Genomic DNA, 13475 nt, shown 5'->3' on the forward strand with positions numbered 1-13475 from the left:
TCACTACACTAAGAGCCGTACCTTGTTACGGCTCTTTTTTGCATTCACTTTTTCTCAACAGTGAACCAGTAATAATGTCACTATATTTGTTTATATCAGTCGGAATAGATAGGCGATCAAATATTTATCATGATTGGTATTTTAGGCAGATAAAAGAATGAAGTTTAAGGAATGGGTATCGATATGGCCTTTAAGCCAAAGCAATCTTCTTTAACCAAATTGGGTATGCTCGCGTTATTTGCGCTGCCAGTTTGGTCAGCGCCAACGATGGCTGAGGATTTCCTTTGTGATGCGACACAAGCCTCGACCGATGAGTTGCCGCAATTAGATAAAGCCTGTCCGGTAGGTAAAGGACTATGGGGAACCAGCCCTCGTGGCAGTGAATCGACGTTTTGGATTCAATGTGGTGTATTTAGTAAACCGTTGACGATTGCCAAGGCGAAAAAGCTCTACTTGCACATCAGCACCGATGTGTGGGCAAAGCCTGAAGCAAAAGCCAGCCGATGCTTAATTGGCCCATACACCGATTTTTCTCAAGCTAAGCAAGAGTTAGCTAAAGTTAAAACGGAGCCGGGCTATAAAGAAGCGTTCATACGTGAAGTAGTTAAAGGCGCACCAATAAAGCGTGAAGTCAAAAAGCCAGCGACAAAGAGTGTTGCAAAGGAAAACAGCCAGTCGACGATGGTGATTCCTGCCCCAGTGAAAGCTGCGCCTGCTGCGAAACCTAAAATCGAAGCGCAACCGAAACAAGCGCAAAACGAGATTACCATTCGACTGTCCGCAACCATTAATGGTGTGGACTACAAGGTGCCGTATGTGATGTTCAGTGATGACCAGTTTTATATGGAGCATTCACGGCCATGGAATCGCATGAGCTATGAGACTGCTTATAAGACCTGCTATCGTTTAGGGATGAAGCTGGCAACGCCAACACAGTGGAAAGCGTTACTCGACTCAGGCGAGATGACCGCTAACCAATGGCCAATGCATTTGCCTTATTGGGGTGCAGAGAAAGCTGGTCTCTTTACTAGTGGTAAGGTTAATCAGCTTAAAGGTTCCTCACTACTGAATGTTATGTGTGTGAAGTAAAGAATAAAAAAGCAGGTCGAGTGACCTGCTTTTCTGTTTTCGAGCTTAATTAACTTTTTGCATGATGCTTACACGGCCGTCTGTACTGCCTCTGTTGTCCATTTTACGACGAATCAATAATCCTTCATCCCAGTTTGTGCCTGCAGGTTGGTATTCCCACTTAACGAAGAATTCATCATTAGCGTTACAAGCATTACCTGCCACATAGTTATTTTGGTCGCAGAAACGTACCACTGTGTTTAGTTCTGTCAGTGTTGCTTTAGATTCACGATTGATTTGACCAAACCACCAGAAGTCCATTGCACCTAGATCAGCATACGTACTTTCAGTAGTACCCATATCTTCAGGTGAAGTAGGATTGCCACCACACTCTGAACCCGAAGTGATCACTTTATCTGCGCCAAACTCCATTGTGCTTACGGCAATTTCACCATTGTCACAGTATTCAGTTGTTTTCCAAGTGCCAGTGAAATCGACATAACGATCCGTATCTTTTGCATTAAGTTCATAGTAGAAAGCAACACGTTTCGTTTCTCTGTCTACTGAACAGTTGTTAGAACCACAGTCGGTGTTATCTTGTAGTTCTTCTTTCTCTGTTATTTCAGTGTAAATCTTGGTGATAGGGTCGTAAGAGCCTGAAATATTTTGATTAACCCAAGAGTCGCCGCCATCATCGTTATCGTTGAACTTTTCACCCACAGTAAAATGGTTAAGCTCGTTAACAGTAGTTGCTGAAAATGGAAGGAAGTTAGCAACATTAGCCCAATCCATAGATTCATCAGCCGTTGTCGCGCCATCGGGATTAACAAGCAAGTATTTAAAGTTGCCACCCAAAGTGTAATGAGTTGCTGGGGTTCCGATACATGTGCTTGGTGCTGTGAACGTATTACCTGGGTCGCCAGCTAAGCAGTTCAGGTAATCCTCGGCATTGTCTTCCGACAGTTGCGAGTCATTAGATCCTATTAGAGAAGTTAAACTCGCACTGTTTACCTGGTAGTCCATTTGAACCATGCCGCGTGTTGCTTCAAACAAATCACTTGGTAGGGTTTTGTCAGCATGAACGAAGGTGAAGCCGCCATCTAAACGTTCTTGGGTTACATCAATGTAGCGAACAAACTTACCATTTTTGTCTGCAAATGGGTTTGCTGAGTTATCACCACGTTCCATCGAGCCAAACGCCGCGTTCATATGTGCTAGAGCGTCATCTTCACTAGTGATGTTGGTTACACCCATATCAGTCAGGAAGTTTTCCACGCTAGTGCGATCATCAAGACTCAGGTCTTTCATCTTCGCAAGTGTTGCTGCATCTGGTGCACGTAGTACATCTGGAATCGTCAGGACTTCGTCTGACATGCTACCGAACTGGTTGTCCAAAGACTGAAGTAAAATCGCTAGGTTAAGTGCACGCGCGTATTTACCTGCTGCCTCAAATGGTGTCAGTACATCACGGTTAGATGCCGCGCCCACCTTTAAGCCATTTTCGCCACCGATGTAGAAAGTCACCGTATCGCTCACACCTGAAGTGAACTGACCTTCGCTGTCTGTTGTGCCATTAAGACCAGAGCTGGTTGAGTAGTACATACCCTCAACCGCTGCATCGATGAACTTATTTGTGGTTGTTGTAGGTGCAGTCACTGCGCCTGAATCATCACTACCACAACCGGTTAAAGCCACTGTAATTGCCGCTGCTAGCAGACTCATTTTTTTCATAACTCGTACGTCCTTCGTATGTTGAGTTGTTTTTCTTATTTATGAGATAGGTTTTATAGCGCGCGATTGTAGTGTGATCTTGTGCCCAAGATAAGAGGGTATTGAGCTGATGGATTAATTAGTAATCAAAATTTAGAGTAGATATACAAAAGGCCGACTTACGTCGACCTTTTTATATTTTTGTTTGCTAATAGAAGCAATTAACGCATTGTCACAAACTCTTCTGAGCCTGTTGGGTGGATAGCCACAACTGAATCGAAGTCCGCTTTAGTTGCGCCCATCTTCATTGCAACGCCGAAGCCTTGAATCATTTCGTCAACAGTGAAACCGATGCCATGTAGGCCGACTACAGTCTCTTCTTCACCGGCACACACTAGCTTCATCTTACATGGCTGACGGTGCTTCGTAACAGCGGTGTACATGGCCGTAAAGCCAGATGTGTAAACCTTAACGTTGTCTTTGCCGTACTTCTCTTCCGCTTCTTGAGTCGTTAGGCCGATAGTACCGATTGGTGGGTGACTAAATACAACAGTAGGAACAAGGTTGTAGTCCATCTTTGCGTTCGTCTTACCGTTGAACAGACGCTCAGAAAGCTGACGACCTGCTTTAACGGCTACAGGAGTAAGTTCGATACCGCCTTCCATGATGTCACCTACACAGTAGATGCCTTTCACGTTCGTTTCTTGGTACTCGTCTACTTTGATGTAGCCACGGTCATTGGTTTCAACGCCTGTTGACGCAAGGTTAATCGCATCAGTTGCAGGATGACGGCCAATCGCCCAGATCAGTTGGTCAACGTTTTGCGTGTTACCGTTTTCTAGGTGAAGCGTTAGGCTGCCATCGGCCTCTTTCACGATCTCTTTTGGAATAGAGTGCGTGTGAAGTTGCGGGCCTTCTGCTTCCATTACTTCTACTAGTGTTTCAATGATCATTGGATCAAAGCTACGTAGAGGAGACTCTTTACGTACAAACAAATGTGTTTCTGTACCAAGTGCATTCAGTACGCCTGCGATTTCTACCGCGATGTAACCTGCACCGATAACCGCAACGCGTTTTGGTTGCTCGTTTAGCTCAAAGAAACCATTAGAGTCGATGCCGTGCTCTGCGCCTGGAATGTTAGGGATAGTAGGGCGACCACCTACAGCGATTAGGATGTGATCCGCTGTGTAGTGTTCACCGTTAACTTCAACCGTCTTCTCATCAACAAACTTTGCAAAGCCTTTAATGACGTTCACTTTGTTGTTGCCTAGAACGCGGTCGTAAGATTGGTGGATACGACCAATATACGCTTGGCGGCTCTCAACCAGCTTGCTCCAATCAAAACCTTTTACATCTACGTCAAAGCCGTAATCTTCTGCGTAAAGGTTCATTGCATCAGCGACTTGAGCACCGTGCCACATCACTTTCTTAGGAACACAACCTACGTTTACACAAGTACCGCCTAGATCTTGTGCTTCGATTAGAGCTACTTTAGCGCCGTACATTGCTGCGCGGTTTGCTGAAGCGATGCCGCCTGAGCCGCCGCCGATACAGATGTAGTCAAAATGAGTCGCCATTACTTTCTCCAAGCTTATTAATTTATTGATTGCTTCTTAAGTATATAGGGATGAATTTACACAAACTCAATCCGTTACCCAGAGCTGTCCTTGATATCTATCATAAAGCGACTCTATCTGTTTTCCCAATGGGAAAAAGTGAGTGAGGTTATGACAAATAGCGATAATAGTCGCCATTGATAAAGCTGCGCCGAAGTTGGCTCGTCGCAGCTTTATTGGCTTGGTTATCGAGTTGTTATTCTGGAACGATCCATTCCACTTTAAAGTGACCGGTTACCGGTGCAATTGCTTCCTTGAGGAATGGAAGAATTTCATTCATTTGACTTTCAAGCTTCCAAGGTGGATTGATGACAATCATGCCTGAAGCGGTCATGCCACGCTCATTGGTGTCTGGCGATACGCCAAGTTCAATTTGCAGAATCTTGCGAATACCTAAGCCTTGTAGGCCTTCAATCATATCTTCGATGTCGCAGCGATTAACCACTGGGTACCAAATCGCGTAGATGCCCGTTGCCCAGCGCTTGTAGCTCTGGAAAATCGCATTCACCACATCACGATACTCTTTTGCCAGCTCGTAAGGCGGGTCAATAAGCACTAGGCCACGACGCTCTTTTGGCGGCAAGCTGGCTTTTAAACGCTTAAAACCATCTTCTTTGTAGATGCTGACTTGGCGATCGCGATGAAACTCTTGCTCTAGCAGTGGGTGATCGGCTGGGTGCAGCTCAGTCAAAACCATGCGGTCTTGCTGGCGCAATTGAGCACGAGCAACACGAGGTGAACCAGGGTAGTAACGCAGAGCGTCGCCGTTGTTCAATGTTTTGATTGAATCTAGGTAGCTTTGAATCTCTTGGGGAATATCATTTTGCTGCCAAACTCGTTCAATACCTTGCTTGTACTCTCCAGTTTTCTCCGACCACTCGTGAGTTAAGTCGTAGCGGCCAACGCCTGAGTGCGTGTCGTGATAGACAAATGGCTTATCTTTTTGCTTGAGTGCGTCCAGAATAAGGCTTTGAACGATATGCTTTACCACATCGGCGTGGTTACCAGCGTGAAAGCTGTGACGATAACTTAACAAAATGACTCTCTCGAAATGGCCTTGCAACCATATTGACGTTAATACGAATAATCCGCTGATTATATACGCACCGGCTTCGCGATGCTCGTATTTAGCAACAACTTAGATAGCGACCTCTATTGAAAAATGCCTATCGCACCTATATTTAATCTTTAAGACGTTGAATATACTCAATAGACGAACCTCAGTTCGCTTTTGCCAACAAAAGGAATGATTTATGTCGAATCCACTGCTTAGTTTTACCGATTTACCCCCGTTTTCAGAGATTAAGCCAGAACACGTAAAGCCTGCAGTCGAGCAGGTGATTGCAGAGTGTCGCGCTAAAATTGATCAGGTTCTTGAAGGTAACACTGAGCCAACGTGGGAAAACGTTGTTGCTCCTATCGAACAAATTGATGACCGCCTAAGTCGCATTTGGTCACCGGTGAGCCATATGAATTCAGTGGTTAACAGTGATGAACTGCGTGACGCTTACGAGAGCTGCTTACCGCTGCTTTCAGAATACGGAACCTGGGTCGGTCAACACAAAGGCTTGTTTGAAGCGTACAAAGCGATCAAAGCCAGCGAGGCTTTTGACGGTTTAGCTCAAGCGCAGAAGAAAACCATCACAGACTCGTTACGTGATTTTGAACTGTCAGGTATTGGCCTTCCTGCTGATGAACAACATCGTTATGGCGAGATCAGCAAACGCATGTCTGAGCTAGGCTCAAAGTTCTCAAACAACGTGCTTGATGCCACCATGGGCTGGAGCAAGCATGTAACTGCTGAAGCGGATTTGGCGGGTATGCCTGAGTCCGCTTTAGCTGCAGCAAAAGCAGCGGCAGAAGCTAAAGAGCTTGAAGGTTACCTGCTGACGCTTGATATTCCATCTTACTTGCCAGTAATGACTTACTGTGACAATCAAGAGCTACGTAAAGAACTGTACGAAGCGTACGTGACTCGTGCATCCGATCGCGGCCCGAAAGCGGGTGAATGGGACAACACAGAAATCATCAATGAGCAGCTAAAACTGCGTTATGAAATCTCGCGTATGCTTGGCTTTAATACTTACAGTGAGAAGTCACTTGCGACTAAGATGGCTGAAAATCCATCTCAAGTGCTTGGTTTCTTGAACGATTTAGCAAGCAAAGCTAAACCTCAAGGTGAACGTGAAGTAGAAGAGTTGCGCCAATTTGCCAAAGCAGAGTTTGGCGTTGAAGCACTAAACCTCTGGGACATTGCTTACTATAGTGAAAAGCAAAAGCAGCACCTCTTCCAAATTTCAGATGAAGAGTTGCGTCCTTACTTCCCTGAAGCGAAAGCAGTCAGTGGTCTATTTGAAGTGTTAAACCGCGTGTTTGGTATGAGCGTGAAAGAGCGTGAGGGCGTGGATACTTGGCATGAGTCAGTGCGCTTCTTTGATATCTTTGATGCTGACAATAACTTGCGTGGCAGTTTCTACCTTGATCTCTATGCTCGTGAACATAAACGTGGCGGAGCATGGATGGATGAGTGTCGAGTGCGCCGTATTAACGAATCTGGTGAACTGCAAACCCCAGTCGCGTACTTAACCTGTAACTTTAACCGTCCAGTCGGTGATAAGCCTGCGCTATTTACTCATGATGAAGTGGTGACGTTGTTCCATGAGTTTGGCCACGGTATTCACCACATGCTGACTCAGGTTGATACGGGAGCAGTATCTGGCATCAATGGTGTGCCTTGGGATGCCGTCGAACTGCCAAGTCAATTCTTAGAGAACTGGTGTTGGGAAGAAGAGGCTCTAGCGTTTATTTCTGGCCATTTTGAGACAGGTGAAGCCCTGCCAAAAGAGATGCTTGAGAAGATGTTAGCGGCGAAGAACTTCCAATCAGCGATGTTTATTCTGCGCCAACTAGAGTTTGGTTTGTTTGATTTCACACTACACACAGAGTTTGATTCAGAAGTGGGCCCTCGCGTGTTAGAGACACTTGCGGAAGTGAAGTCAAAGGTTGCGGTATTACCAAGCCTTGAATGGAACCGCTTCTCGCACAGCTTTAGCCATATCTTTGCTGGTGGCTACAGCGCAGGTTACTACAGTTACCTATGGGCTGAAGTCTTGTCATCCGATGCATTTTCTCGTTTCGAAGAAGAAGGTATCTTCAATACTGAAACCGGGAAAAGCTTCCTTAACAACATCCTAGAGATGGGCGGCAGCGAAGAGCCAATGGAGCTGTTCAAACGCTTTAGAGGTCGAGAGCCACAGATTGATGCCTTGCTGCGTCATTCGGGGATTAGCGCGTAATTCTCTAGTTAAGGTTAGAAATCATAAAGGGTTGGCACAGTGCCAACCCTTTTTATATTTAACTCTCCAGCTTGCCTCGAATCACCTTGTCAGCAGAAACTGGCCCAGGTCCCCAGACCATGACGATAAGAATCATTAACCCCCACAGCTGGTGGTCATAGAAACCTTTGTCCCAGAGTACTGGGTATGAGACAACCGCGATAATATTGAACACAAATAGAATTGCTGCCATTGGTCTGCTCAATAAGCCTAGCGCAATAAATACGGGCAGAATGAGTTCCGCCGCCGTCCCCATATAAGCTGCCATTTCCCAAGGAAGAATCGGCACCTGATATTCGTATTCAAATAGGAAGAGCGTGCTATCCCAAGTTGAAATTTTGGTTAATCCTGAGTTAAAGAATACCCACGCGACCCACAGGCGACAAACAAGCAGCAAAACAGGAACAAAGAGATGCTGTGATTTATTGATCAGAGAATCGTAGGTTTTGAGTAAGCTTTTTATTGATTCCGACATAATCCTTCCCCTTAATGCGCAAGCGAAAATCCAGCAATAAGATTGCTTTCAACAAGAAAATTGAGATGTGTTAGGTGCTCAGGAGGAATCTCTCCCAAGGTGCACCCAGAATGTAAGTACTGCAGCAATTCATAGGCTTCTTGGTTCATGGCTTGAGTCCAGATAGACCCTTGATGAGTGCAACAGATGACGCCTTGCTCCGCTTGGTGAATATCGAACCCTTCTAGGTGCCCGTTCTCAATGGCGGCTTTCAAACTAAACAGCGCGTACGATGAGTGAAACGGCACTACTCCTGTTGAAAGGTGCAGGTGAATGATGCTCTGCTCTTCCGGCGTTATGTCTGACAGCTTACTCAATGGAAGCAATGAGTCTGTTGGCGCGATATTCCCTTGTTGCTGCTGAGCTAAGTCAATCTGCCACTCGAAGCGCGCGACTTCAGGTGAGTAAGGCGCAGCTTCAACAACACTCGGAAAGGCTTCGATTGTTTCGTTGAAATGCTCGCCATAAAACGTAACGTCTCCCAAAACCAATGGGTAATGAAGCACATGCTGTCGAGCAAGTTGAGCTAAACACTCTTCGCCTAACAGGGCATTCACCATTGGATAGGTCGCTGCTAAGACTTCACTTAAACTGATGACAAAGTTGTTGCGATAGATCTGCACTCTCTCATCGGCACTGAAGGTGTCACTAATGATATGACACTCCTCACCGCTGCGTTGATAGTGTAGAGCTTGAGCAAACTGCTGTTGTAACTCGGCAAGTGATGGTGTCATGAGGCGATCCTCTCATCTATTTGAGAGGTGTAGTGCAACAGACGTTGGTTAGCTTTATCGGCTTCGCCAAGTAGGACTTCCGGCTGCGGAATATCCAGATCCCACTCTATTAATGTATGACGAGAGCCGTGCTTCGCCAGCCATTGTTCATACAACAGCCACACTTCATCACTGACGGGCTGACTATGAGTATCAATCCAAATCTCACCCTTCTCTAACTGTTTGACGGTAAAGCCTGCCAAATGAATCTCATCAACACAGTCAGCTGGAATGGCACTTAGATAGGTTTGAGTATCGAAACCATGATTAAAAGCCGACACGTGAACGTTGTTGAGATCGAGAAGAAGACGGCAATCGGTGCGCTTCTGAACTTCAGTCAAAAACTCCCATTCGCTGATGGTTGAGTGTTGGAACTTCACATAGCTGGATGGGTTTTCTATCAGAATTGGGCGTTGAAGATGTTCTTGCACCTCATCGACATTGCGGCAGAACACTTCAAGGGCTTCTTCGGTATAAGGGAGGGGCAGTAGGTCATTGAAGTAGTGTCCACCTGTCTGACTCCAGCTAAGATGATCAGAGATTAAAAACGGCTTTACATCATTAACGAGTGCTTTTAACTGTTTCAGGTGAGCTTGGCTGACTCGTTCAACACTGCCTAATGAAAGGCCAATACCATGACAGCTGATTTGATAATCGTCGGTGAGTGATAACAGTTTTTTTCGTGCAGCACTGTAAGGTTGGAAATAGTTTTCGCTATGAACTTCTAACCAAGGTAGCGAAGGCTTTTGGTGAGAAAAAAAATCCAAATGAGGCGTTCGTAACCCAACCCCCACATGTTTATGGTAGTTAGTATCGTTCACAGGCGAGTCCTTTCTAGAGCGAAGGATGAGCGACCCGTTGAGCTTAGGTCGCTGCATCGAATGGGTAGCAAATAAGAGTTATGAAGATTGAGTGCTACCGCCAGTAAGCTTGCCACAAAGCCCTTTAGGCACGACTACGAATGCATCGCTCTGATTGTCTTCTTTTGCAGTACCTGCACATGAACTTGTTTTGGTTGCACAGTCATTTTTACCTGCTTTTGAAACGCCGTAGCATTTCTCTTTCTCAGCAGCGACAGCAGGAGCTGCAGTAAGAGCAGTACCACCAAGAGCGATTAATCCAGTAACAGCAGCAGTAATAGCAAGATTCGACTTTTTCATAATAATATCCTCAGACTTAATTCCTTTACTTTTGTGGGCAAGTGAATCATGAAGTAATTCATCAACTTGCTTAGTTAAAAGGATAGGGGGGCTTAAGAAAAACTTTCAAAAAATTTATAGAATGGTGGTGATTTATAATTCTCAGTGATTTTAAGTTGTTGTTTTAAAATGAAAATGAAAGTTGAATTTTTTCGAGATTTTTTATGACTTCTTGTTCTTATGAGTAAGTGAAGTCGTGGGGTGGGCAGTTTCTCACCTAGCATCTTGAAGTCACTCGGGTATAATGCAGATCATGTATAGATAAACAGTAGCTGAGCCCCCGAATGGATCCTTCATTACTCCTCGATGGTCTAAATGATAAGCAGCGTGAAGCCGTCGCTGCTCCACTAGAAAACTCACTGGTATTGGCCGGTGCAGGCAGTGGTAAAACACGAGTATTAGTGCACCGTATTGCGTGGTTGATGTCGGTTGAGCAAGCCTCACCATTCTCAATTATGTCTGTGACCTTTACCAACAAAGCGGCCGCAGAAATGCGTGGTCGTATTGAAGAGATCATGATGGGCAGTGCGTCAGGAATGTGGAACGGCACTTTCCATGGCATTTGCCACCGAATCCTACGCGCTCACTACCTTGATGCAGTCCTACCTGAAGATTTCCAAATCATTGATACTGATGATCAGGTGCGTCTATTACGCCGCTTGATTAAAGCTCAAAACCTAGATGAAAAGCAGTGGCCAGCAAAACAAGTCGCATGGTGGATCAACGGCAAAAAAGATGAAGGTTTACGTCCGAATCACATTGATGCTTACCACGATCCTGTGACCAAAACGTATCTGCAGCTTTATACGGCTTATCAAGAAGCGTGTGATCGCGCAGGCTTGGTGGACTTTGCGGAAATCTTGTTACGTGCTCATGAACTGCTACGAGATAAAAAGCATATTCGCGAGCACTACCAAGCGCGCTTTAAGCATATTCTTGTCGACGAATTCCAAGATACTAACAACATTCAATATGCTTGGCTGCGTATGATGGCTGGCCCTGATTCGCATGTGATGATCGTCGGTGATGACGATCAGTCTATTTATGGTTGGCGCGGCGCAAAAATCGAGAACATTGAGAAATTTACTCAAGAGTTCCCAAGCGTTAATACCATCCGCCTAGAGCAAAACTACCGCTCCACCAAAACCATTCTTGAAGCGTCAAACGCTCTTATTGCCAACAATACAGAGCGAATGGGTAAAGAGCTTTGGACGGATGGTGCTGAAGGCGAGCCTATCTCTGTCTACTCGGCTTACAACGAACTGGATGAAGCTCGTTTTGCCGTAAACAAAATTAAAGAGTGGCAAGAAAAGGGCGGGTCACTCAATGACTCTGCAATGTTATACCGTAATAACGCTCAGTCGCGTGTATTGGAAGAAGCGTTAATTCAAGCAGGACTGCCTTATCGTATTTATGGTGGCATGCGCTTCTTCGAACGCCAAGAAATCAAAGATGCTTTGAGTTACCTTCGTCTTATGGCAAATCGCAATGACGATGCCGCGTTTGAACGTGTGGTGAACACGCCGACTCGTGGTCTGGGTGATAAAACACTGGAAACGATTCGTCTTGCGGCGCGCGACCAAGGCAGCACCATGTGGCAAGCGAGCCTGTATTTGCTTGAAAACCAAGTGCTTGCAGGCCGCGCAGCAGGAGCTCTGAGCCGTTTTGTTGAATTGGTTAATGCACTTGAAGACGACACTCACGAATCATCACTGCATGAGCAAACAGACCATGTGATTAAGTACTCGGGTCTTTTTGCTATGTATGAGCAAGAGAAAGGCGAGAAGTCGAAAGCGCGTATTGAGAACTTGGAAGAATTGGTAACGGCAACTCGCCAGTTTGAAAAGCCTGAAGAAGCGGAAGAGATGACGCTACTGACCGCATTTTTAACCCATGCGGCACTGGAAGCAGGCGAAGGTCAGGCAGACGAGTTTGAAGATGCGGTTCAGCTAATGACACTTCACAGTGCGAAAGGTCTAGAGTTCCCATTGGTGTTTATGGTCGGTGTGGAAGAGGGCATGTTCCCAAGCCAAATGTCAGCTGAAGAAGCTGGCCGCTTAGAGGAAGAGCGTCGCCTGTGTTACGTCGGTATGACTCGAGCAATGGAAAAACTCTACATCACTTATGCCGAGATGCGCCGTTTATATGGGCAAGATAAGTACCATAAACCATCTCGTTTCATTCGTGAACTTCCAGAAACCTGCCTTGATGAAGTACGAATGAAAGCGCAAGTTAGTCGCCCAACAAGTTCAGGTCGCTTTAGCCAAACTGTTGTCAAAGAAAGCTTCAACGAAACAGGTTTTACCCTTGGCTCTCGCGTGATGCACCCTAAGTTTGGGGAAGGTACCATCATTAACTTTGAAGGCAGTGGTCCTCAAAGTCGTGTCCAAGTTGCTTTCAATGGGGAAGGGATCAAATGGTTAGTGACGGCTTACGCGAAGTTGGAAAAACTGTAGTGAGTGATCTTTTTGAGTAATAAAACGGCGCTTATCAATTAGCGCCGTTTTTTGTGGAGCAAGAAGAGTCATTAAAGCGCTGCGAGAGCCGCTTCGTAGTTTGGTTCGTCAGTAATCTCAGCAACAAGTTCAGAGTGAGTCACAAGGCCCTCTTCATTCACGCAAATAACAGCTCGCGTTGTAAGCCCTGCGAGTGCGCCTTCAGGAATTTTTACGCCATAAGCCTCTGCAAAGCCAGGTGAGCGGAACGTTGATGCGTGCTGAACGTGTTCAATTCCTTCGATTTCACAGAAGCGGCCAACAGCAAAAGGCAGGTCAGCTGAAATACATACAACTTCGACTCCTGACTTATCTGCCGCTTTTTGGTTGAACGCACGAACACTTTGCGCGCATACCGGCGTATCGATACTTGGGAAAATATTCAGCACCACTTTTTTGCCAGTAAGAGCAGACAGTTTGAGTTCAGATAGATCACCAGCCGTTAGAGCAAACTCTGGGGCTTGCGTGCCCGCTTGTGGGAACGTACCTGAGATGAAAACAGGGTTTCCTTGAAAAGCAACTTGAGGCATAAAACTTCCTTTTTAAATTAACGGTATGTTGTTTTGTTTAAATTAGAGTTATGTGAACCAATTGTAAAGAAGTTTTTGTCTGTCATATTTTTTAGGCTTAGAAAAAGAAAAACCCCGAGGGCGTGAGCCCGTCGGGGTTATAGTCTTACTCGCAGCAATCCAGCTACTAAAAGTGCTCCATGCATCTAATCCGTGATAGTACGCTGACTTCCTTCAGCTTAATCCTTTACTCGCC

11 protein-coding genes are annotated in these 13475 nt (G+C 45.7%); 3 read left to right on the forward strand and 8 right to left on the reverse strand.

What is annotated here, in order from left to right; translation table 11 throughout:
- Nucleotides 1-183: 183 nt before the first annotated feature.
- The gene (locus F0231_RS17695) at nucleotides 184-1089 is read left to right on the forward strand and encodes an SPOR domain-containing protein (RefSeq protein ID WP_171761023.1); all 906 of its coding nucleotides are present in this window, start codon (nucleotides 184-186) and stop codon (nucleotides 1087-1089) included.
- Nucleotides 1090-1134: 45 nt separating this feature from the next.
- Here F0231_RS17695 and F0231_RS17700 read toward each other — a convergent pair whose 3' ends face one another.
- From F0231_RS17700 to F0231_RS17710, 3 genes are all read right to left on the reverse strand, one after another.
- Nucleotides 1135-2799, reverse strand: coding sequence for a hypothetical protein (locus F0231_RS17700; RefSeq protein WP_171761024.1), 1665 nt, complete (start codon nucleotides 2797-2799; stop codon nucleotides 1135-1137).
- A gap of 200 nt (nucleotides 2800-2999) precedes the next feature.
- Nucleotides 3000-4355, reverse strand: coding sequence for a glutathione-disulfide reductase (gene gorA / locus F0231_RS17705; protein WP_171761025.1), 1356 nt, complete (start codon nucleotides 4353-4355; stop codon nucleotides 3000-3002).
- Nucleotides 4356-4590: 235 nt separating this feature from the next.
- Nucleotides 4591-5430, reverse strand: a complete 840-nt coding sequence (locus F0231_RS17710; RefSeq protein WP_171761026.1) for a 23S rRNA (adenine(2030)-N(6))-methyltransferase RlmJ — start codon at nucleotides 5428-5430, stop codon at nucleotides 4591-4593.
- A gap of 217 nt (nucleotides 5431-5647) precedes the next feature.
- On the opposite strand from F0231_RS17710, the gene prlC reads away from it, so the two are divergent.
- Nucleotides 5648-7690 carry an oligopeptidase A gene (prlC, locus tag F0231_RS17715; protein WP_171761027.1) on the forward strand — a complete coding sequence of 681 codons (2043 nt, stop codon included), beginning with the start codon at nucleotides 5648-5650 and terminating at the stop codon, nucleotides 7688-7690.
- A gap of 58 nt (nucleotides 7691-7748) precedes the next feature.
- Here prlC and F0231_RS17720 read toward each other — a convergent pair whose 3' ends face one another.
- The 4 genes from F0231_RS17720 to F0231_RS17735 all read right to left on the reverse strand — a co-directional run bounded on the left by F0231_RS17720 (nucleotide 7749) and on the right by F0231_RS17735 (nucleotide 10176).
- Nucleotides 7749-8204, reverse strand: coding sequence for a DoxX family protein (locus tag F0231_RS17720; protein ID WP_171761028.1), 456 nt, complete (start codon nucleotides 8202-8204; stop codon nucleotides 7749-7751).
- An 11-nt stretch (nucleotides 8205-8215) separates the two neighbouring features.
- Complete coding sequence (locus F0231_RS17725; RefSeq protein WP_171761029.1) at nucleotides 8216-8977, reverse strand: DNA-binding domain-containing protein; 762 nt, start codon at nucleotides 8975-8977, stop codon at nucleotides 8216-8218.
- Nucleotides 8974-9837 carry a DUF692 domain-containing protein gene (locus F0231_RS17730; protein ID WP_367613485.1) on the reverse strand — a complete coding sequence of 288 codons (864 nt, stop codon included), beginning with the start codon at nucleotides 9835-9837 and terminating at the stop codon, nucleotides 8974-8976. Before F0231_RS17730 ends, F0231_RS17725 begins: the two co-directional genes overlap by 4 nt.
- Nucleotides 9838-9915: 78 nt before the next feature.
- Nucleotides 9916-10176, reverse strand: a complete 261-nt coding sequence (locus F0231_RS17735) for a DUF2282 domain-containing protein (protein ID WP_171761031.1) — start codon at nucleotides 10174-10176, stop codon at nucleotides 9916-9918.
- A 323-nt stretch (nucleotides 10177-10499) separates the two neighbouring features.
- Between F0231_RS17735 and uvrD the strand changes: the two genes are divergently transcribed.
- A complete protein-coding gene (uvrD, locus tag F0231_RS17740) occupies nucleotides 10500-12671 on the forward strand; it encodes a DNA helicase II (protein ID WP_171761032.1) in 2172 nt (723 codons plus the stop codon).
- Between the two features lie 71 nt (nucleotides 12672-12742).
- On the opposite strand, the gene tpx is transcribed toward uvrD, so the two are convergent.
- Complete coding sequence (tpx, locus tag F0231_RS17745; protein WP_171761033.1) at nucleotides 12743-13240, reverse strand: thiol peroxidase; 498 nt, start codon at nucleotides 13238-13240, stop codon at nucleotides 12743-12745.
- Between the last annotated feature and the right edge of the window lie 235 nt (nucleotides 13241-13475).

Origin of the sequence: Vibrio sp. RE86, from assembly GCF_013114545.1 — a bacterium.
GTDB lineage: Bacteria > Pseudomonadota > Gammaproteobacteria > Enterobacterales > Vibrionaceae > Vibrio.

What these genes read in the sequence shown, in the direction of transcription:
- F0231_RS17725 (WP_171761029.1), bottom strand. Translation starts at nt 8,977, where the DNA reads ATGACACCATCACTTGCCGAGTTACAACAGCAGTTTGCTCAAGCTCTA.
- F0231_RS17735 (WP_171761031.1), bottom strand. Translation starts at nt 10,176, where the DNA reads ATGAAAAAGTCGAATCTTGCTATTACTGCTGCTGTTACTGGATTAATC.
- prlC (WP_171761027.1), top strand. Translation starts at nt 5,648, where the DNA reads ATGTCGAATCCACTGCTTAGTTTTACCGATTTACCCCCGTTTTCAGAG.
- tpx (WP_171761033.1), bottom strand. Translation starts at nt 13,240, where the DNA reads ATGCCTCAAGTTGCTTTTCAAGGAAACCCTGTTTTCATCTCAGGTACG.
- F0231_RS17700 (WP_171761024.1), bottom strand. Translation starts at nt 2,799, where the DNA reads ATGAAAAAAATGAGTCTGCTAGCAGCGGCAATTACAGTGGCTTTAACC.
- F0231_RS17695 (WP_171761023.1), top strand. Translation starts at nt 184, where the DNA reads ATGGCCTTTAAGCCAAAGCAATCTTCTTTAACCAAATTGGGTATGCTC.
- gorA (WP_171761025.1), bottom strand. Translation starts at nt 4,355, where the DNA reads ATGGCGACTCATTTTGACTACATCTGTATCGGCGGCGGCTCAGGCGGC.
- F0231_RS17720 (WP_171761028.1), bottom strand. Translation starts at nt 8,204, where the DNA reads ATGTCGGAATCAATAAAAAGCTTACTCAAAACCTACGATTCTCTGATC.
- uvrD (WP_171761032.1), top strand. Translation starts at nt 10,500, where the DNA reads ATGGATCCTTCATTACTCCTCGATGGTCTAAATGATAAGCAGCGTGAA.